The organism is Pseudomonas sp. TWR1-1-3, assembly GCF_049896805.1.
GTDB lineage: Bacteria > Pseudomonadota > Gammaproteobacteria > Pseudomonadales > Pseudomonadaceae > Aquipseudomonas > Aquipseudomonas bubulae.
Genome location: NZ_JAFCUZ010000003.1, coordinates 554,221 through 574,323 on the forward strand (window position 1 = coordinate 554,221; position 20,103 = coordinate 574,323).

Sequence of the window (20,103 nt, forward strand, 5' to 3'; positions counted from 1 at the left end):
AATGGTCAATTTCATAGGTCCAATCCATGAAGGATTCAGTTCTTTCCATCGCCTTCAACCCCGCCGGGATCGAGCTTGATCCCAAAAAGGGTCTGAGCCGCCAGCTGTATCTGGCATTGCGCCAACGTGTGCTGGATGGTCGTTTGAATGGCGGCTCGCGCTTGCCCGCCAGCCGTGACATGGCCGGTGCCTTGGGGATTTCCCGCAATAGTGTGATGCGGGCCTATGACCAGTTGTATGCCGAAGGATTTATTGAGGGGAGAGTTGGGGACGGTACTTATGTCGCCAAATTGCCAGAAAAAGCCCTGCCGCTAAAAAAGTTGTCCACCAACTTATCCACAGGCTTTTCAACAAGCTTATCCCCAGGGTTATCCACAAAACAGCCTGAAACACCTGTAATTACATCCAGTAAAGTTATCCACAGCACGGCTCTGAGCAGGGTTGCAACCCATGCATTGGACCTGCCACCCAGTGGTGTTCCCCGCGCATTTCGGGTGGGTGTTCCGGCGTTCGACTTATTCCCTTTCGAGGTATGGAGCAAGCTGCAGGCGGCTTTTTGGCGTAAGCCGGAGTTGCAGCACCTGTGCTACGGCGATCCTGCAGGTGATGAGCGTCTGCGTGCATTGATTGCGGCTTATTTGCGTACTTCACGAGGTTTATCGTGTACGGCTGAGCAAATTTTGATCACCAGTGGCGCGCAGCAAGGAATTAGCCTTTGTGCACAGCTGCTGGTGGAGCCGGGCGAAGGGGTGGCTGTGGAAAACCCCGGCTATCGCGCAGCTGCCTATGCCTTTGCGATTGCCGGGGCGAATGTGCAGGGCGTGGCGGTGGATCAGGACGGTATGGACTGTTCGGCGCTGGCGCATTTGAACAACTGTCGGCTGGCCTATGTGACCCCCTCCCATCAATACCCCAGCGGGGTCACCATGAGCCTGGCCCGGCGCCTGGAACTGCTGGCCTGGGCCGAGCGTACAGAGGGCTGGATTATCGAAGACGACTACGATGGCGAGTACCGCTATAGCGGTGCGCCGCTGGCCCCGCTGGCAGCACTGGACCGCAGCGGGCGGGTGATTTATGTCGGTACCTTCGGCAAGGTGGCGTTTCCGGCGTTGCGCCTGGGGTATCTGGTGCTGCCCAAGGGGCTGATCGAGCCGTTTGCCCGCCGGCGCTCGCTGGATATGCGCCATTCGGAGGTCGGCACTCAGGCGGTGATGGCCGAGTTTATGGCGGCGGGGCATTTTCAGCGGCATATACGGCGGATGCGTCGCGCGGCTTTGAGTCGCCGTGATGTATTGCTGGCCAACTGGCCACAGGGGTTGGCGGAGGTTGGGGCCATGCCGGGTATCGCGGCGGGCTTGCATGTGGCGGTGCCGGTGGCGAGTTTGGCTCGTGAGCAGCAACTGCTGGCGCAGGCCCGGGCAGTGGACGTGGAGATCAACGGGCTGAGCAGTTATTGGTTGCAGGATTCGAGTGAGCCTGTGGATAACCGCGCGGGATTGGTGTTGGGGTTTGCAGCGGTACCCGAAGTGGAGATCAAGGCGGCGCTGGAGCGGCTGGGCAAGGTGTGGAATGGCAGCCGTTGAACCTGTGGGAGCGGGCTTGCTCGCGAGGGGGCACCGCATTAATTCAGACAGACCGCACCGGCTGAATTGCGAGCAAGCCCGCTCCCACAGGAAGGGCTTGATCATTGCGCGCTTTCAAACCCCTCCAGCACATTCACCGCATTCACGCCGATTTCCTCTACGGCGTAACCACCTTCCATCACAAATAGTGTCGGTTTGCCCAGCCGCGCAATACGCTCACCCATGCGCAGGTAGTCCGGGCTGTCGAGTTTGAATTGGGAAATCGGGTCGTTCTTGAATGTATCCACACCCAGCGAAACCACGATTACGCCAGCGTCATAGCGCTCGATTTCAGCGCAGGCCAATTCCAGCGCCGCGCTCCAGCGATCCCAGGCCGAACCCGCAGCCAGCGGGTAGTTGAAGTTGAAGCCTTCCCCGGGCCCTTCCCCCAGTTCGTCTTCGTAGCCCAGAAAGAACGGAAACTCGGCCTCAGGATGGCCGTGAATCGAGGTAAACAGCACGTCGTTACGTTCATAGAAAATCGACTGCGTACCATTACCGTGATGGTAATCAACGTCGAGGATAGCCACCTTGCTGTGGCCTTGATCGAGAAAGGCCTGGGCTGCTATGGCGGCGTTATTCAGGTAGCAGTAACCGCCCATCAAGTCGCTGGCGGCGTGATGCCCCGGTGGCCGGCAAAGTGCGAAAGCACTGTGGGCGCCGTTTTGAATTTCGGCTTGGGCAGTCAGGGCTACTTGCGCTGCACTGTAAGCCGCTTGCCATGTGCCCGCAGTAATCGGCGCTCCGCCGTCGAAGCTGTAATAGCCAAGTTGGCCATGCAGGCTGGTGGGCAGAACGGCACGTAAAGTACGGGCAGGCCAGGTATAAGGCAGCAAGTCACCGTCGCGGCCATGTTGGGCCCAGCGGTCCCAGGCACCCTGGAAAAAGTCCAGGTAGGCCGCACTGTGAATCCGCTCGATAGGCCCGCGGCCGAAGTCTTGCGGGGCGCTCACTGGGCCGAGTTCACGGGTTTGTACACGTTGCAAAATATGGTCGGCCCGTGATGGCATTTCAAAGCAGGGCAACAGTTGCCCGTCCATCAACTCACAACGGCCATGATGCAGGTGGTGATCGTCCGAATAGATCGTCAGCATTGTCTTGTTCTCCCAGGGCATGAGCGGTTGGCTACAGTCTTGCGGCGCCGGGGGTTTGAGAGAACGGCAGGAGCGGCCAAAAGGAGATGTATGTGGCCAAAATGGTTGACCGTAATTGGCCCCTGCCCATCCCCTCTGAATCAGGCCCGGAACTGGCTGGGTGCAACCCCGCTCCAGCGCACGAAGGCATGGCGGAAGCTCGCGGTTTCACTGAAACCCAGGGTCTCGGCAATCTTGTAAATGGGCCATTCGGTTTCGTTGAGCAGCAGCTTGGCGCGCTCAAAACGCAGGTCATCGAGCAGCGTCTGGTAGCTGCAACCCATATCGTGCAAGTGGCGGCGCAGGGTGCGCGGCGAGCAGTTCATGTGCTCGGCCAGCCCTTCGAGGCCGGGGGCTGCATGCAGTTGTGCGGCCAGCAACTGGCGGATGCGTTCCAGCCAGGTTTGTCTCCCGGTGAACTCCAGATTCTGTTTGCGGCAACGCTCGGCCATCGCTTGATGGGTCACCGCATCGGCCAGTGGCAAAGGCTGGTCGAGCCATCGCTTGGCGAAGGCGAAAGCATTGCTGTCGGCATCGAACTGACGCGGGCAATCGAAGCTTTGCCCGTAGCTGGCGTGGTAGTCGGGTGCGCTGTGGATAAAGCGTGCACCCAATAGCGGCAGCGATTGGCCTAGCAAGTCTTCGCATATAACCTTGAGCGAAACCAGGCATAGCTCGGTATTGAACACCGCCATTTGCGGGCTCTCGGCATAGCCATTGGCACAGAACCGGACCTGTTCGCCCTCGACCTCCAGGCTCAGCTCAAAAAGTGTTCCCAGCAGCGCCGGGTAGCGTAAAGCTAGACGCAATGCGTCACCTAAGGTGGCACTGGTGAGTAGGGCGTAACCGAGTATGCCGTAGGACGACACATGCATGCGTCGCCCTAGTTCAAGGCCGATTTCGCGGCGCAGAGCCACGGCATTGGCGCACACGCGCATTTCCTGATTGGTGGTGATGCGAGTGTCTGCACGGCTCAGGTCCGCCGCCCGAATGCCGCTGCCGGCCAGCAGCATCTCGCTGGGCAAGCCTTCTGCGTTGAAGGTGCTGAGCACCAGGGATACGGCGTTGAGCGTTGTGAGATGGGAGTGGAGCATGCTCGTTTCCTGCCTGGGAGGTGCAGGAAGCGAGCAAGTTGTGTGCCGGGGGATGTACACCGAACCTGTAGCCGCTGCCGCAGGCTGCGATAAGGGCCGCAGGACCTTCAATCAGGGCGGGTCTGGTGCACAGTCCATCACAGCCTGCTAGAGCGGCTACATAGGCCGGGTTATGGGCTTTTAGGCCAGCTCCCCGCACACATCCAGTTCGATCAGGCGGCGCACCTCGGCCAGCGGCAGGTCAGCGCCAAGCAAGGCATGCAGTTTGCCGAACACGGCCTCGCGGGTCATTCCGCCACCTGACAGCACACCCGCCTCACGCAAGCGGCTGCCAGCTTCGTACACGTCCAGTTCTACACCGCCTTCATGGCATTGGGTAATGGCCACGATCACAATGCCATTTTCCTGTGCCCGTTGCAGACTGGCGAGAAAGTCCGGGTTGTCGCCAGGGCCGGTGCCACTGCCGAAGCACTCCAGTACCAGGGCTTCGATCCCGCTGTTGAGCAAGGCATCGAGCTGGGCGGCGCCAATCCCCGGCACCAGTGGCAGCACGCCTACGCTGGCCTGGTGTTTGGGGTAGCTGTAGGCCAGTTCTGCCGGGAGGGTGCTGGCCCTGGTCCCGCCGCCGTTGCGTGTCAGCGTCACAAACGGGTTACGGCCAAAGCTGCGCACTTTGGCGCAGCGTGTTGGAGCCATCAGCTTGCCGTGGAAGTACAGCTGTACGCCGTTAGGCTGGCCCTGGCCCAGCGCCTGCAAGGCACCGCTGATGTTTTCCCAGGCATCGCTGTCAGGTACGCCCGCTGGCAGCATGGAGCCGGTGAAGAGTACCGGTGCAGGCAAGCCCAGCAGTTGAAAGCACATCGACGCAGCGCTGTAGGCCAGCGTGTCAGTGCCATGCAGGACCAGTACAGCATCGCAGCCATCCTGCTCGACCGCTTCGATGATCGCGCTGCGCAGGCGTAGCCAGTAGGCAGGCGTCATGTTGGCGCTGTCGATCAGCGGGCTCATTTCGCGAAAGGCCCATTGCGGTACTTGCAGCTGCGGTTGGCTGGCCAGGTGCTCGCGCATGCGTGCCTCAAAACCCGAGGCTGGTGCCAGACCGCTGGCGCTGGCCTGCATGCCGATGGTGCCGCCGGTGTAGAGCACCATGACGTGTTGGCAGGTGTGATGAGTGGCTGCGGTCATTATTGAGTCTCCATAAGCAAAAACGCGGCGGTTCTGGAGAACCGCCGCGTCAAGTATCAGCGTTTTGTTTCGTCGACCTGGGCGGCCGGCTTTGGCGGCCAGGCCTTTAGATCGAGATCCAGATCCGGGAATTTACTGGAATCGAAGACAGGTGTCTTGATCCCCGCGCGGCGCTGGTCATCGTAGTCCTTGAGCACGCGCATGCAGATCTTGAACAGCATCGCCAGCGCAACCAGGTTAACGAAGGCGAGCATGGTCATGGCAATGTCGGCGAAAGCGAAAACCGTTTGCAGGTTTTCGATCGACCCCCAAAAGATCAGCACCAGTACCAGTGCGCGATAACCCATCAGTGCTTTGCGGCTCTCTCCAACCAAAAAGCGCAGGTTGTTCTCGCCCAGGTAGTAGTTGTAGAGCATCGAGGTGAATACGAACAGCGCCAGGGCCACGCTGATAAAGACACGACCCCATTCGCCGACCACGGCTGCCAGGGAGTTCTGGGTCAGGGCAATGCCGTCGCCTTCAAAACCTGGGGTGTAGAAGCCCGACAACAGAATCAGCAAAGCCGTACAGGTGCAGATCACAAAGGTGTCGAGGAATACGCTGAATGCCTGCACCACGCCTTGGGCGATCGGGTGCTCAACATCGGCCACGGCAGCCACGTTCGGGGCGCTGCCCAGACCGGCTTCGTTGGCGAAGACGCCACGTTTGACGCCCATCACGATTGCACTGCCGATCAGGCCACCGAACACAGGGTCCAGGCCGAAGGCGCTCTTGACGATATGGCCCAGCATGGCGGGTACGTGGTCGAACTGCAGTACGATCACATACAGGGTGACCGCAATATAGGCCAGGGTCTTGACCGGTACCAGCAGGTCGGCCACCGAAGCGATACGCTTGATCCCGCCGATAAACACCAGGCCCAGCAGGATGGCGATGGCCAGCCCCGAGTAGTTGACCTTGAAGCCGAAGGCGTCTTGCAGCGAGTGGGTCACGGCATGGGCTTGCAGGCCCATGAAGGCAAAACCGAAGGTGATCAGCAACAGCACGGCCATCAGTTTGCCCATCCACACTTTGCCCAGGCCGTACTTCATATAGAAGGACGGGCCGCCGCGCAGTTGGCCTTCCGAATCACGACGCTTGTACAGCTGGCCCAGGGAGCATTCGATCAGGCTGCTGGACATGCCGACCAGGGCGGTCACCCACATCCAGAACACGGCACCGGGGCCACCCAGGGTAACGGCAATACCGACGCCGGCAATGTTGCCCGCGCCGACACGGCCGGCCAGGCTCAGCATCAATGCCTGAAATGAGCTCAGCTCACCGGCGCTGCTGCGCAGGCTGTCCTTGAAAACCGAAAACATGTGCAGAAAGTAACGAAACTGAACGAAACGCGAGCGGATCGTGAAGTAGCCACCGAGCCCGACCATGAGCACGATTAGCACTTTCCCTGAGAGGAAGTCATTGATGACTTCAAGCATGGATTATTCCTCGCTGTTTTTATCTGATGGCAACACGGCCGGATCGAAATATCGCGTTACACCTGCTTGAGCAAGGCATAAACGTAGGCGATCAATGTGACCCTGGCCATGTTGCTGCTTGGTTTACGATGCTGTTTCCGTGCTGACGATGGCCGCTGGTGCTGGGGCCGGGCACAGGAAGAGGGGCGGCACTATACCTAGGAGCGCAGGAAGCGTCTGCATAAGTGACTGAATTTTCATGTGTGAGTTGTCCGATATGGCTTTGTTTATTGTCAAATTGCCCTCACCCCAGCCCTCTCCCTGAGGGTGAAAGGGCTCGATTTGTGGCGTTAATCTGATCTGCTTTTGCCTTTAGTCTTCTCTCCCTCTGGGAGAGGGGGGAGGGGTTTCAAAATCCCAGGGCCAAAAAAAAGGGCCTGCAGACGTATCTGCAAGCCCTCAAAAGGTGAGAGGTGTCTAGTCCCTCGACCTGGTGAGCGTTGAGCGTGTTACAGCATCAGGCCTTGAGTGGCACCAGACGCGGAGCAATCATGTTTTCCGGGCGCAGGATGTCGTCGAGCATGGCGTCGTCGAGCAAGCCTTCTTCGCGCACCAGTTCCAGTACGCCGCGGCCGCTTTCAAGAGCGATACGGGCGATACGGGTGGCGTTTTCATAACCGATGTACGGGTTAAGTGCAGTCACCAGACCAATCGAGTGCTCGACCAGTTCACGGCAGCGCGCTTCGTTGGCCGTGATGCCGGTGATGCAGTGTTCGCGCAGCATGTCCATGGCGCGTTGCAGCAGACGAATCGAGTCGAAGATCTTGAACGCGATCAGCGGCTCCATAACGTTCAGTTGCAGCTGGCCACCTTCGGCAGCGATGGTCAGGGCCAGGTCGTTACCGATGATCTGGAATGCCACCTGGTTCACGGCTTCCGGGATAACCGGGTTGACCTTGCCTGGCATGATCGAACTGCCTGGCTGACGTGCTGGCAGGTTGATTTCGTTGATGCCGGTACGTGGGCCGCTGGACAGCAGGCGCAAGTCGTTGCAGATCTTCGACAGCTTGACCGCGGTACGCTTGAGCATGCCGGAGAACAGTACGAAGGCGCCCATGTCGGAGGTGGCTTCGATCAGGTCGGCCGCCGGTACCAGCGGGTGACCGCTGATGGTGGCCAGGCGGTTCACGGCCAGCATCTGGTAACGCGGGTCGGCGTTGATGCCGGTACCGATGGCGGTGCCACCCAGGTTCACTTCAGTCAGCAGCTCTGGTGCCAGGGTTTTCAGGCGAGCCAGGTCTTCACTCAATGTAGTGGCGAAAGCGCGGAACTCTTGACCCAGGGTCATTGGCACGGCGTCTTGCAGCTGGGTACGGCCCATTTTCAGGACGTGGCTGAACTCGGCGCCTTTGGCTGCAAACGACTGGATCAGGCTGTCGAGGCTGGCCAGCAGCGCGTCGTGACCCAACAACAGGCCCAGACGAATGGCCGTCGGGTAGGCGTCGTTGGTCGACTGCGCCATGTTGACGTCGTTGTTCGGGTGCAGGTATTGGTATTCGCCTTTCTGATGGCCCATGGCCTCCAGCGCGATATTGGCGATCACTTCGTTGGCATTCATGTTGGTTGAAGTGCCAGCGCCGCCTTGAATCATGTCCACCACGAACTCTTCGTGGAAATCGCCGCGGATCAGACGTGCACACGCTTCGCTGATGGCAGCGTGCTTGGCGTCGCTCAGATGACCCAACTCGCGGTTGGCGTCAGCAGCGGCTTGTTTAACCATGGCCAGGCCCACAACCAGCTTCGGGTAATGCGAGATCGGAACGCCGGAGAGACGGAAGTTGTTCACCGCTCGCAGGGTCTGGATGCCGTAATACGCTTGAGCGGGTACTTCGAGTACGCCAAGCAGGTCTTTTTCGGTACGGAAAGATGCAGCGGAGGACATGATAGAAATCATCTCGATATGAACCCGGTCTGGGCCGGAACGCTGCGAATCCTAGGCCTGCAGACTATTTTGGGCCAATGCCTTTAAACACTAACCTATGCATAAACGGCATAATAGCGACGTGACGCGGCAGGCGCGTCGAGCGTGTGACCCATTTTGGTGCGCGTCCGGGAGGACTCGATGAATCTCGAAAGTAAATGGTTAGAGGACTTCAGTGCCCTGGCTGCTACCCGCAGTTTTTCCCAGGCAGCAGAGCGCCGTTTCGTCACTCAGCCGGCCTTTAGTCGGCGAATTCGCAGCCTTGAAGCGGCGCTTGGACTGACCTTGGTGAATCGTTCCCGCACCCCGGTGGAGTTGACTGCGGCCGGTCAGCTGTTTTTGGTTACCGCACGTACGGTCGTCGAACAGTTGGGTGAGGTGCTGCGTCACCTTCATCACCTCGAAGGCGGGCAGGGTGAGGTCATGCAAGTGGCTGCCGCCCACTCCCTGGCCCTGGGTTTTTTCCCGCGCTGGATCGCCCAGTTGCGCAATGAAGGGCTGAACATCGCGACACGACTGGTTGCGACTAACGTCGGAGACGCGGTGCATGCTTTGCGCGAAGGCGGCTGCGATTTGATGCTGGCTTTTTACGATCCGGATGCGGCCTTGCAGATGGATCCGGAAATTTTCCCGTCCCTGCACCTGGGTAATACCGAAATGCTCCCGGTATGTGCTGCCGATGCCGACGGCAAGCCGCTTTTCGATCTGGAAGGCGATGTCAGCGTGCCATTGCTGGCCTATAGCGCTGGCGCATTTTTGGGCCGCTCGGTGAATTTGCTGCTACGCCAGCGCAGCCTGCGCTTTACCACTATTTATGAGACCGCGATGGCCGACAGCCTTAAAAGCATGGCGCTCGAAGGGTTGGGCATCGCCTGGGTGCCGCATTTGAGCGTGCGTGCCGAGCTGGCGCGGGGCGAGCTGGTGGTGTGCGGTGGCCCGCAATGGCATGTGCCGCTGGAGATTCGCCTGTACCGCTGTGCCCTGGTACGCAAGGCCAACGTACGGTTGTTGTGGCGCAAGCTGGAAAGTGGAACTCAACCGGAGTGAACCCGGCCTCCACCCTCATTAATTCATGAGGAGTCATCAATCAGGATCATGCAAATATCGGCAGGCTTTTCGGCCCGCCGATATTCGGCCATGGGTGCAGCAGAAACGGTTTGAATAGACATGCGCAATGTTTCAATAACGGCACCAATATGCGGACGGTCTTCATTTATTGCTCGGGCGTAAACCTGTCGAGTAATAAATAAGTTTAATCGGTGATCGTTTTCTAAGTAGCAGCGTCATGGGCAAGTGTAGATGCGTTTATGGATTGTGATTTTTAGCCATTATCAAGATGATGGTCGACAAGATTGTTAACAGTTTACGCCTCAAAGGGCATCACTTAAGAACGCTCTTATGTTATCTCTGTTTTCCGGCGTGAAACGGTAACAATTACTTCGAAAAGTTGAAGCGTTGGGAAACATGAACGTTTCACACACGCTTCCCCATGGATTGTGGCCGAGTGCTGCATTGTTGTGGGATGCATTGAAACTGTGGCCTACTTCATGGGCGATCACTTGATAGTGTTTAAGGCTGGCAATGACGGCGGGTTGTCCGGGGTAAGCGCAGCCCAGGGTGGTTTCGTTGAGCGGGGAGTGCGTAACCAGAATGTAGCGTTCGGTTTTACCCCACTTTAGCCCGTGTTGGTTTTTGTATCGGATGGCCGCCAATTCCCATCGATGAAGAACATCGTCTATGGACTGACTTTTATAGTTGAAGTCAGTCATGCCCTGCACGTTACGTATGTCCTTGAATATAAAAGATCGTTTTGTAATTGCCGTGATTTCGTCGGTAAACTCTTTGAAGTATGCACGCCCCAATGTGTTGATGGCGCGGTGCGGGACATCGTTGTGGATAAAAATATAAAGTGTGATCGGTTGCATGGGAAATATCCTTTTAATAAAGAGCCTGCAATCCTTGCAGGACTGTTTACGTTTTTGCTGTTACCGGTTTGAATTTAAGTGAAGACGTTAATTCCAGGTTTCGCCGTGGCTGGAATTCGTCGAGTTATGTCGTTTCTATCTCTGTGCAATGTAGGCGTGGCACCTGACGATCAGAGGCCGTAGCCGAGGAGGCGTGTTTTGACCTGAAGGTCAATAAAACCGGGGTATTCGGGATTGTCCGATGTGCAAGACAGATGGTCGTCAAAGGTGCTTTCAAGGCACATGTTTGGGGTATACTGCGCGGCCTTCGGCTGGCTTGACCGGCCTTAATTCCTATAACAAGCCACGTCGGATCCTCCACGTGGCTTGTTGTTTTTTGACGCGCCTGCGGGCGCCCAAGAGAAGAGGCGCGACGATGAGTGCACTGGTAGGCGTGATCATGGGCTCCAAGTCCGATTGGTCCACCCTCAGCCACACCGCCGATATGCTGGAAAAACTCGGCATTCCTTACGAAGTGAAAGTGGTCTCTGCCCACCGCACTCCGGATCTGCTGTTCCAGTATGCCGAAGAGGCCGAAGGCCGCGGGATCGAGGTCATCATCGCGGGTGCCGGTGGCGCAGCCCACCTGCCAGGCATGTGTGCAGCCAAAACCCATTTGCCAGTGCTCGGTGTACCGGTGCAGTCGGCCATGCTGTCGGGCGTAGACTCGCTGCTGTCGATCGTGCAAATGCCGGCGGGCATCCCGGTTGCAACCCTGGCCATCGGCAAAGCGGGCGCGATCAACGCTGCCCTGTTGTCGGCGAGCATCCTGGGCGCCAAGCATCCGCAGTTCCATACCGTTTTGAAAGCATTCCGTGCTGAACAGACAGACAGCGTGCTGGACAATCCAGACCCGCGCGTAGCCTGAGGTTTCTGACGATGAAAATCGGTGTAATCGGTGGCGGTCAATTGGGCCGCATGCTGGCTCTGGCGGGCACTCCGCTGGGGATGAACTTCGCTTTCCTGGATCCGGCTCCTGATGCCTGTGCCGCCTCGCTGGGTGAACACCTGCGTGCGGACTACAGCGACCCGGACCATTTGCGCCAGTTGGCTGACGAAGTCGACCTGGTGACGTTCGAGTTCGAAAGCGTTCCCGCTGAAACCGTGGCTTTCCTGTCGCAATTCGTCCCGGTATACCCGAGCGCCGAAGCGTTGCGCATTGCCCGCGATCGCTGGTTCGAAAAGAGCATGTTCAAGGATCTGGGCATTCCGACGCCGGCATTTGCCGACATCCAGTCCCAGGCTGATCTGGACGCAGCAGTGGCCACCATTGGCCTGCCTGCCGTGCTCAAGACCCGCACCCTGGGTTATGACGGCAAGGGCCAGAAAGTGCTGCGCACCCCTGCCGATGTCGTGGATACCTTTGCTGAACTGGGCAGTGTGGCGTGCCTGCTGGAAGGGTTTGTGCCGTTCACCGGCGAAGTGTCGCTGATTGCCGTACGCGGCCGTGATGGCGAAACGAAGTTCTACCCATTGGTACACAACACTCACGACAGCGGCATTCTCAAGCTGTCGGTTGCCAGTACCGATCACCCGTTGCAAGCCCTGGCTGAAGACTACTCCAGCCGTGTGCTCAAGCAGCTGGATTACGTTGGGGTGATGGCATTCGAATTCTTTGAAGTCGACGGTGGCCTCAAGGCCAACGAAATCGCCCCGCGTGTCCATAACTCCGGGCATTGGACCACCGAAGGTGCCGAGTGCAGCCAGTTCGAAAACCACTTGCGCGCCATCGCCGGCCTGCCGCTGGGTTCGACAGCCAAAGTGGGTGAAAGCGCCATGCTCAACTTCATCGGCAGCGTGCCGCCGGTTGAGAAGGTGATTGCGATTGCTGATTGCCATCTGCATCACTATGGCAAGGCGTTCAAGGTCGGCCGCAAAGTCGGTCACGCCAACCTGCGCTGCGCTGACATGGCGACGTTGCAAGCGCAAATCCTCAAGGTTGAAGCCCTGATCGACGAAGCGTAAATCGCTTTGTACGGAACCATTGGGTTGTCGCTGCTCTCTGATGGCGTGATGCCAAAGTGCTGACTAGGCTTTGGTTGTAACGCCATTTAATTTTGAGGGAGCGTCCATGGGCATCATCGGAACCATTTTTATCGGCTTGATCGTTGGCCTGCTGGCTCGTTTCCTGAAACCGGGCGACGACAGCATGGGCTGGATCATGACCATCCTGCTGGGTATCGGCGGCTCGCTGGCGGCTACCTATGGTGGTCAGGCGATTGGTATCTACAAGGCAGGCGAGGGTGCCGGCTTTATAGGTGCCGTGGTGGGTGCCGTGATCTTGCTGGTGATCTACGGCCTGGTGTCGAAAAAGTCCTGATTAAACGCTTTGGCTCTCTCTGCGCCAGCCGCAGAGAGGGTTAAACTGCGCGCGTTCAATCCTTCTTTTATCGAGCCTTGCATGCGCCGTCTTCTACTGACTTTTCTTTTGCTGGGTTCAGGCCTGGCACATGCGGCAGAGTTGCCCGAAACCGACTGGCTTGAACTGATGCCCAAGTCGGATCAAATAGCCCTTGAACAAATGCCCGAAATTGACCATGACTCGCCCGAGGCCAATGGTACGTTTACCGACAAGGGTGGTTTGAAGCAGAGCAAGGGCCTGCCCGCGGTGATGTACTCCAGCAAGACAGTGGCCAGCATGAACGGCAAAAATATCCGTTTGGGTGGCTACCCCGTGCCTCTGGAAACAGATGCCAAGGGTCGCAGCACGCTGTTTTTCCTGGTGCCGTACCCGGGCGCCTGCATTCATGTGCCGCCTCCGCCGCCCAATCAGTTGGTGTTGGTGCGCTATCCAAAAGGCTTGAAGCTGGATGACATCTACACGCCGTTGTGGGTGATGGGCTCGCTGAAGGTCGAGAAGGTCAGCAATGACCTGGCCGATGCTGCTTATGCACTGGATGCGAGCAAGGTGCGGGTAGTGGTTGAGGAAGATTTGTAGGGATCAGACCAATTGTGGGAGCGAGCCTGCTCGCGAAAACACACTTCGCGAGCAGGCTCGCTCCCACAGGTTTTGTTTGTATCAGGTTTTCAGGCGCTTGCTGGCAATACTCACACCCAACGTATGGCTGGCGCCCGGCGCCAATGTGATGATGTCATCCATCACATTGGCGGTTTCGATGCACAGCATGCGTTGCCAGCCGTCTGCAGCCATATCGGCGAGCGTGGCGGTCTTGTCGATCCATGGATTCCAGATCACCGCCGAGCGTGAGCCGCGGCTGGTCAGCTCGAGCGTGCGCGACCAGTCCGGGTCGACGATGCTCAACTGCTGCGGCGTATCGAGGTAGATACGGTCGGTTTCGCCGCTGAAGGTCAAATCCCCCGTTTGCTCAACACGATTCCAGTCTTCGAGGGTGTCGATGTAGGTCAGTCCGTCGACCCCTTTGACCTCAACCTTGCGCACGTCGCTAACCGCGAAATAGCTGTGCAGGGCCTGGCTGATACTGACCGGGATATCACTGCGGTTATGGCTGGTGAGGCTGATATGCAGCTGGGTGTCCAGGCGGATGCTCAGAGTCAACGCCACGTCGTGGGGCCAGCCGGGAAGGCCGCCTTTGATGTGGGGCAAGCCCAGCTCAATATGCAGCGCTTCACCGGCGTCATCGATCTCCAGTACTTCCCATTCGCGTGTACGCACCAGCCCGTGGGCCGTGGCGGGCTCATCGCTGTGGCGCATGGCCTGCACGCTTTGCGGGTTGAGCGCCAGGTTGCCAAACCAGGGCCAGCACACCGGCACGCCGGTGCGGATGCCGTGGCCTTGCTTGAACTGGGCTTTTTCGTTGAGCCAGATGATCGGCGGCTCATCACCCACCTGATAACTGAGAACCTGCGCGCCTTGTTTGGCGACCAGCAGTTGTGCCTGGCCATGCTGGAAGTGCCAGCACTCCAGTTCATCCAGGGTGACTGACTCAATGTGGTGCATGGCAGGTTCTCTATTTATAGGTTTAACGACGTGGCGGAACGGAGCGGGTGCGGCCGCTGCCATCGATGGCGACAAAGACAAAGACCGCTTCGGTCACTTTACGCCATTCGCTGGACAACGGATCGTCACTCCACACTTCAACCATCATCTGGATTGAGCTGCGGCCAATCTCAAGTGCCTGGGTGTAGAACGACAGTTGTGCGCCCACAGCCACCGGTACCAGAAACGCCATACGATCAATAGCGACAGTGGCGACACGGCCACCGGCAACCTTGCTGGCCATTGCGGTACCGGCCAGATCCATTTGGGAGACCAGCCAGCCGCCAAAAATATCGCCGAAACCATTGGTCTCGCGCGGCAGGGCGGTGATTTGCAAGGCCAGATCGCCTTGCGGAATTGGATCTTCTTGTTCGAGCTCTAGCATGCCTAAGGGCCTCTGACCCGTGATTCATCATAAGTACTGCGGGTGAAAAAGCGTCTTTAGAAAAACGATTCAGCCCGAACATACTACGTTCGTCACGTTCTTCATAAGCCGCACCAAGGGGAAACTCTGCGAAATCGGCTGAAGTGGCCAGCGGACGTTTTCGCACAGCAACCTCAGAAGTTACCAAGTGTTTCTTACAGCATGAGTATATCGGGGGACAGCCTGGCCGACGACCTCCTGATTCTGCTTTTTGGGTGCGCTGCACGTCTAGCTCTGTGCTTTTGTAAACAATTTGTTATCTTTCAAAACCTGCCCAGCCCCTGCCGGCGAAGTTGCAGCTTTTTGCCGTGCCTAATAAGAGAAGCAATACCCCATGATCACAGAGCCTTCCAGTGCTGCACCGCCTTCGCGGCCGTTAACCCGTAATGACTATAAAACCTTGTCGCTGTCTGCCTTGGGTGGTGCGCTGGAGTTTTACGATTTCATTATTTTTGTATTTTTTGCCACCGTGGTCGGGAAACTGTTCTTTCCGGCGGACATGCCCGAGTGGCTACGTCTGATGCAAACCTTCGGTATTTTCGCTGCGGGTTATCTGGCGCGTCCTTTGGGCGGCATTGTCATGGCGCACTTTGGTGATTTGCTGGGGCGCAAAAAGATGTTCACGTTGAGCATCTTCATGATGGCTGTACCGACTTTGATCATGGGCTTGCTGCCGACCTATGCGCAGATTGGCATGTGGGCACCGATTCTGTTGCTGCTGATGCGCGTGATCCAGGGCGCGGCCATTGGTGGTGAAGTGCCCGGGGCCTGGGTGTTCGTGGCCGAGCATGTGCCGCCACGGCATGTGGGCTACGCCTGCGGCACCCTGACCTGCGGGTTGACCGCGGGCATCTTGCTGGGTTCCCTGATGGCCACGGCGATCAATACGATCTATACGCCGGCTGAAGTGTCTGACTTTGCCTGGCGGATTCCATTCCTGATGGGCGGCGTGTTCGGCCTGTTCTCGGTGTACCTGCGTCGCTGGTTGCACGAGACACCGGTATTTGCCGAGTTGCAGCTGCGCAAGGCGCTGGCTGCGGAAGTCCCGCTCAAGACCGTGCTGCGCGACCATCGCGGGGCGATTGTGGTCTCGATGCTGCTGACCTGGTTACTGTCTGCCGGGATCATCGTGGTCATTCTGATGACGCCCACGGTGCTGCAAACCATTTATGGTTTTTCAGCGACCACCTCGTTGCAAGCCAATAGCCTGGCGATCGTCTTTTTGAGTTTGGGTTGCATCGCTTCGGGCGCCCTGGCTGACCGCTTTGGTGCGGGCAAGGTGTTTGTGGTGGGTTGCGCCGGGTTGCTGATCACGTCGTGGACCTTCTATCACAGCCTGCTGCAGCATCCGGACTGGCTGTTCCCGCTGTATTCCCTGAGCGGTCTGTTTGTCGGCACCATCGGTGCCGTCCCTTATGTGATGGTTAAAGCTTTTCCGCCAGTGGTGCGTTTCAGTGGCCTGTCGTTTTCCTACAACCTGGCCTACGCCATCTTTGGCGGTCTGACCCCAATGGCCGTGACCCTGTTGCTCAAGGAAAGCCCGATGGGCCCGGCGTATTACGTGGCCATTATCTGCACGATGGGCCTGGTGGTCGGTGCTTATTTGTGGAAAAAGGGCCGCTGAGACATCGCTCAGTGGCCATGACACTTCGCTAGCCTCTTCCCGAAGGCCATCATTTGTAACGAATGATGGCCTTTCATCTAATTGTCACAATCGGTTCATAGAGTAGTCACATGGCCTGCAGATACTGGCCCCCGATTCATCTAACCCCGTTTGCTAGGAGTAAGGCATGAAACTGAAGCGTGTGATGGCGGCCCTGACTTTTGTCGCCGCAGGCGTTGCAACTGCCAATGCGGTTGCCGCTGGTGTTGACCCGGCTATTCAGCCCTACGTGAAGACCACTGGTGTGTCGGGCAACCTGTCCAGCGTTGGTTCCGACACCCTGGCGAACTTGATGACCTTGTGGGCTGAGGCGTACAAAAAAGAATACCCGAACGTAAACATCCAGATTCAAGCTGCCGGTTCTTCGACCGCGCCGCCTGCGATTACTGAAGGCACCGCTAACCTGGGCCCGATGAGCCGCAAAATGAAAGACAACGAACTGGCTGCCTTCGAGCAGAAGTACGGCTACAAGCCTACCGCCATCCCGGTGGCAGTGGATGCCCTGGCCGTGTTCGTGCACAAGGACAACCCGATCAAGCACCTGACCATGGAACAGGTTGATGCGATCTTCTCTTCGACCCGCCTGTGCGGCGCCAAAGCCGACGTTAAAACCTGGGGCGACCTGGGTGTGACCGGCGACCTGGCCAACAAGCCGGTTCAACTGTTCGGTCGTAACTCGGTATCCGGCACTTACGGCTACTTCAAGGAAGAAGCCCTGTGCAAAGGCGACTACAAGCCTAACGTGAACGAACAGCCGGGCTCGGCTTCGGTTGTGCAGTCGATCAGCAGCTCGCTGAACGGCGTCGGTTACTCGGGCATCGGTTACAAAACCGCCAGCGTGAAGACCGTGCCTTTGGCTAAAAAAGGCAGCACCGAGTTTGTCGAAGATACCGAAGAAAACGCACTGAACGGCAAATACCCGCTGTCGCGTTTCCTCTACGTGTACGTGAACAAGGCGCCGAACAAGCCGCTGAACCCGCTGGAAGCCGAGTTCATCAAGCTGGTCCTGTCCAAGCAAGGTCAGGAAGTGGTCGTGAAGGATGGCTATATCCCTCTGCCAGCCAAAGTCGCTGCCAAAGCATTGGCTGACCTGGGCCTGAAAGAAGGCGCATAAGCAGACGCCATGTGGGAGCGGGCTTGCTCGCGATGCAGGCAACTTGGTACATCAGACCTATTGAGTTGACGCCATCGCGAGCGAGCCCGCTCCTGCAGGTCTGCCTCGCAACCGCTTCACCAAATTTTCCATTCCGCTGCCAGCACCGTTGGGCGGCGGATTTTTTGCGTCACTGCTTTGTCATCTTTCTGTCATACAGGACCGCTAGGGTGTGCGCATGAATGATCTGGCCAATTCCCCAATGACTACGACATCCGCTCCCAAGCGCATTGATTTCAATACGCCTGAACTGCAACGCAAGCGCCGTATCCGCGCGTTTAAAGATCACCTGACCCGCTGGTATGTATTTATCGGCGGTCTTGCCGTGCTTGGCGCAATCACTCTGATCTTCTTCTTCCTGGGCTATGTGGTTTATCCACTGTTCCAGGGTGCCGACCTGAACGCCAAACAGGCGATTACGCCGGTGTGGATGCAGGACGCCGGCAAGCCGCTGATGATCTCCATCGAAGAGCAGAATCAGGTCGGTATGCGGGTGTCCGACAAGGGCATGGTGTTGTTCTTCAATGCGAAGAACGGCGAAGAGCTGTCGCGGGTCAACCTGCCGTTGCCGGCCGGCACTCAAGTGACTTCTCTGGGTGAAGACCAGCCGGGTAATCCGGTGGCGGTGCTGGGCCTGTCCAACGGTCAGGCGCTGGTGTTCCGGCACAGCTATAAAGTCAGCTACCCGGATGGCAAGAAGACCATCACCCCGGCAATCGAATACCCGTATGGCGAAACGCCAATCGTCCTCGACCCGCAGGGTGGTGCACTGGATCACGTCAACCTCAGCGTCAACGATTCAACGCTGGTGCTGGCCGGTTCCTCGGGCGCGCAACTGAACGTGCTGTCACTGGCCCGCGAAGAAAACATGATGACCGACGAGGTCACCAACACCGAGACCCGTATCGACCTGCCGCAGATGACCGCGAAGGTCAAAGCGCTGTATATCGACCCGCGTCAGCAGTGGTTGTATGTGATCAATGATCGCGCCCAGGCCGATGTCTTCAGCCTGCGCGACAAAAGCCTCAACGGTCGCTACAAGCTGGTGGATGATGCAACTACCGAGATCACCGCCAGCACACAACTGGTGGGCGGTATCTCGCTGATTTTTGGTGATTCCAAGGGTGGCCTGAGCCAGTGGTTCATGGCTCGCGACCCGGATGGCGAGCAGCGCTTCAAACATATCCGCAGCTTCCAGATGGGCACGTCGCCGATTGTTGAAATCACTGCCGAGCAACGCCGCAAGGGCTTCCTGGCTCTGGACGCGGCCGGCGAGATCGGTGTGTTCCACAGCACCGCGCATCGCACCCTGCTGGTCGAGAAAGTGGCAGAAGGTCCGGGCGTCATGGCGTTGTCGCCGCGTGCCAACCGCATCATCGTGGAAGAGGGCGGCAAGCTGCTGCCACTGACCCTGAAGAACCCGCACCCGGAAGTGTCCTGGAGCGCGCTGTGGAGCAAGGTCTGGTACGAGAACTACGACGAGCCTAAATACGTCTGGCAATCGACAGCCGCCAACACTGACTTCGAACCGAAAATGAGCCTGGCGCCATTGACCTTCGGTACCTTGAAAGCAGCGTTCTACGCGATGTTGCTGGCGGCACCTCTGGCCGTTGCCGCAGCCATCTACACCGCTTACTTCATGGCTCCAAGCCTGCGCCGCAAGGTCAAGCCGGTGATCGAGCTGATGGAAGCGATGCCGACGGTGATTCTGGGTTTCTTCGCCGGTCTGTTCCTGGCGCCGTATGTGGAAGGCCACTTGCCGGGGATTTTCAGCCTGCTGGTGCTGATGCCGATCGGCATTCTGGTGGCGGGCTTCACCTGGAGCCGCCTGCCCGAGTCGATCCGCCTGCGTGTGCCTGACGGTTGGGAAAGCCTGATCCTGATCCCGGTGATTCTGTTTGTATGCGGCCTGTCGCTGTATATGAGCCCGTTCATGGAAGCCTGGTTCTTCGGTGGCGATATGCGCCTGTGGATCTCCCACGACCTGGGCATTACTTACGACCAGCGCAATGCTCTGGTTGTGGGTCTGGCAATGGGCTTCGCGGTGATCCCCAACATCTACTCGATTGCTGAAGATGCCGTGTTCAGTGTGCCTCGCGGTCTGACCCTGGGTTCGCTGGCGCTGGGTGCCACACCGTGGCAAACCATGACCCGCGTGGTCATCCTGACGGCCAGCCCGGGGATCTTCTCGGCACTGATGATCGGTATGGGCCGTGCGGTCGGCGAGACGATGATTGTGTTGATGGCCACCGGTAACACCCCGGTCATGGAAATGAACCTGTTCGAAGGCCTGCGTACCCTGGCGGCGAACGTGGCGGTGGAAATGCCGGAGTCGGAAGTGGGCGGTAGCCATTACCGCGTGCTGTTCCTCTCGGCGCTGGTGCTGCTGTTGTTCACCTTCATCATGAACACTCTTGCCGAACTGATTCGTCAGCGTCTGCGCAAGAAATATTCGTCGCTTTAAGGAAG

17 protein-coding genes are annotated in these 20,103 nt (G+C 58.1%); 9 read left to right on the forward strand and 8 right to left on the reverse strand.

The window, feature by feature from the left end; translation table 11 throughout:
* The first annotated feature begins 26 nt into the window (after positions 1-26).
* Positions 27-1,583: a PLP-dependent aminotransferase family protein gene (locus tag ACP7BE_RS15420; RefSeq protein WP_153380776.1), complete on the forward strand. Its 1,557-nt coding sequence runs from the start codon at positions 27-29 to the stop codon at positions 1,581-1,583.
* A 101-nt stretch (positions 1,584-1,684) separates the two neighbouring features.
* Here ACP7BE_RS15420 and ACP7BE_RS15425 read toward each other — a convergent pair whose 3' ends face one another.
* The 5 genes from ACP7BE_RS15425 to aspA all read right to left on the reverse strand — a co-directional run bounded on the left by ACP7BE_RS15425 (position 1,685) and on the right by aspA (position 8,433).
* Positions 1,685-2,716: a histone deacetylase family protein gene (locus tag ACP7BE_RS15425; protein ID WP_095020581.1), complete on the reverse strand. Its 1,032-nt coding sequence runs from the start codon at positions 2,714-2,716 to the stop codon at positions 1,685-1,687.
* A 140-nt stretch (positions 2,717-2,856) separates the two neighbouring features.
* Positions 2,857-3,849: an AraC family transcriptional regulator gene (locus ACP7BE_RS15430; RefSeq protein WP_094999536.1), complete on the reverse strand. Its 993-nt coding sequence runs from the start codon at positions 3,847-3,849 to the stop codon at positions 2,857-2,859.
* A gap of 180 nt (positions 3,850-4,029) precedes the next feature.
* On the reverse strand, positions 4,030-5,034 hold the full coding sequence (locus ACP7BE_RS15435; RefSeq protein WP_150628730.1) for an asparaginase: 1,005 nt from the start codon (positions 5,032-5,034) through the stop codon (positions 4,030-4,032).
* 56 nt (positions 5,035-5,090) lie between these two features.
* A complete protein-coding gene (locus tag ACP7BE_RS15440; protein WP_094999534.1) occupies positions 5,091-6,512 on the reverse strand; it encodes an alanine/glycine:cation symporter family protein in 1,422 nt (473 codons plus the stop codon).
* Positions 6,513-7,008: 496 nt separating this feature from the next.
* On the reverse strand, positions 7,009-8,433 hold the full coding sequence (aspA, locus tag ACP7BE_RS15445) for an aspartate ammonia-lyase (RefSeq protein WP_094999533.1): 1,425 nt from the start codon (positions 8,431-8,433) through the stop codon (positions 7,009-7,011).
* 180 nt (positions 8,434-8,613) lie between these two features.
* Here aspA and ACP7BE_RS15450 point away from each other — a divergent pair, with 180 nt between their 5' ends.
* Positions 8,614-9,519: a LysR substrate-binding domain-containing protein gene (locus tag ACP7BE_RS15450; protein ID WP_095017945.1), complete on the forward strand. Its 906-nt coding sequence runs from the start codon at positions 8,614-8,616 to the stop codon at positions 9,517-9,519.
* Between the two features lie 323 nt (positions 9,520-9,842).
* On the opposite strand, the gene ACP7BE_RS15455 is transcribed toward ACP7BE_RS15450, so the two are convergent.
* Positions 9,843-10,397 (reverse strand): hypothetical protein, encoded by a 555-nt coding sequence (locus ACP7BE_RS15455; protein WP_094999531.1) that lies wholly within the window; start codon positions 10,395-10,397, stop codon positions 9,843-9,845.
* A 415-nt stretch (positions 10,398-10,812) separates the two neighbouring features.
* On the opposite strand from ACP7BE_RS15455, the gene purE reads away from it, so the two are divergent.
* From purE to ACP7BE_RS15475, 4 genes are all read left to right on the forward strand, one after another.
* Positions 10,813-11,304, forward strand: coding sequence for a 5-(carboxyamino)imidazole ribonucleotide mutase (gene purE, locus ACP7BE_RS15460; protein ID WP_016782937.1), 492 nt, complete (start codon positions 10,813-10,815; stop codon positions 11,302-11,304).
* A gap of 11 nt (positions 11,305-11,315) precedes the next feature.
* Positions 11,316-12,401, forward strand: a complete 1,086-nt coding sequence (locus ACP7BE_RS15465; RefSeq protein WP_094999530.1) for a 5-(carboxyamino)imidazole ribonucleotide synthase — start codon at positions 11,316-11,318, stop codon at positions 12,399-12,401.
* A gap of 106 nt (positions 12,402-12,507) precedes the next feature.
* On the forward strand, positions 12,508-12,756 hold the full coding sequence (locus tag ACP7BE_RS15470) for a GlsB/YeaQ/YmgE family stress response membrane protein (RefSeq protein ID WP_016782939.1): 249 nt from the start codon (positions 12,508-12,510) through the stop codon (positions 12,754-12,756).
* Between the two features lie 81 nt (positions 12,757-12,837).
* The gene (locus ACP7BE_RS15475) at positions 12,838-13,374 is read left to right on the forward strand and encodes a DUF3299 domain-containing protein (RefSeq protein ID WP_094999529.1); all 537 of its coding nucleotides are present in this window, start codon (positions 12,838-12,840) and stop codon (positions 13,372-13,374) included.
* A gap of 81 nt (positions 13,375-13,455) precedes the next feature.
* On the opposite strand, the gene ACP7BE_RS15480 is transcribed toward ACP7BE_RS15475, so the two are convergent.
* Together ACP7BE_RS15480 and ACP7BE_RS15485 are read right to left on the reverse strand one after the other, a co-directional pair.
* Entirely contained in the window at positions 13,456-14,355 is a 900-nt protein-coding gene (locus ACP7BE_RS15480; protein ID WP_153380785.1) for a D-hexose-6-phosphate mutarotase, read from the reverse strand.
* A gap of 22 nt (positions 14,356-14,377) precedes the next feature.
* Positions 14,378-14,779, reverse strand: a complete 402-nt coding sequence (locus ACP7BE_RS15485; RefSeq protein ID WP_003438129.1) for an acyl-CoA thioesterase — start codon at positions 14,777-14,779, stop codon at positions 14,378-14,380.
* 373 nt (positions 14,780-15,152) lie between these two features.
* Here ACP7BE_RS15485 and ACP7BE_RS15490 point away from each other — a divergent pair, with 373 nt between their 5' ends.
* The 3 genes from ACP7BE_RS15490 (at position 15,153) to ACP7BE_RS15500 (ending at position 20,098) form a co-directional block, all read left to right on the forward strand.
* Positions 15,153-16,442 carry an MFS transporter gene (locus ACP7BE_RS15490; protein WP_094999527.1) on the forward strand — a complete coding sequence of 430 codons (1,290 nt, stop codon included), beginning with the start codon at positions 15,153-15,155 and terminating at the stop codon, positions 16,440-16,442.
* Between the two features lie 166 nt (positions 16,443-16,608).
* On the forward strand, positions 16,609-17,595 hold the full coding sequence (locus ACP7BE_RS15495) for a phosphate ABC transporter substrate-binding protein PstS (RefSeq protein WP_094999526.1): 987 nt from the start codon (positions 16,609-16,611) through the stop codon (positions 17,593-17,595).
* Between the two features lie 217 nt (positions 17,596-17,812).
* On the forward strand, positions 17,813-20,098 hold the full coding sequence (locus ACP7BE_RS15500) for an ABC transporter permease subunit (RefSeq protein WP_094999525.1): 2,286 nt from the start codon (positions 17,813-17,815) through the stop codon (positions 20,096-20,098).
* The last annotated feature ends 5 nt before the right edge of the window (positions 20,099-20,103 follow it).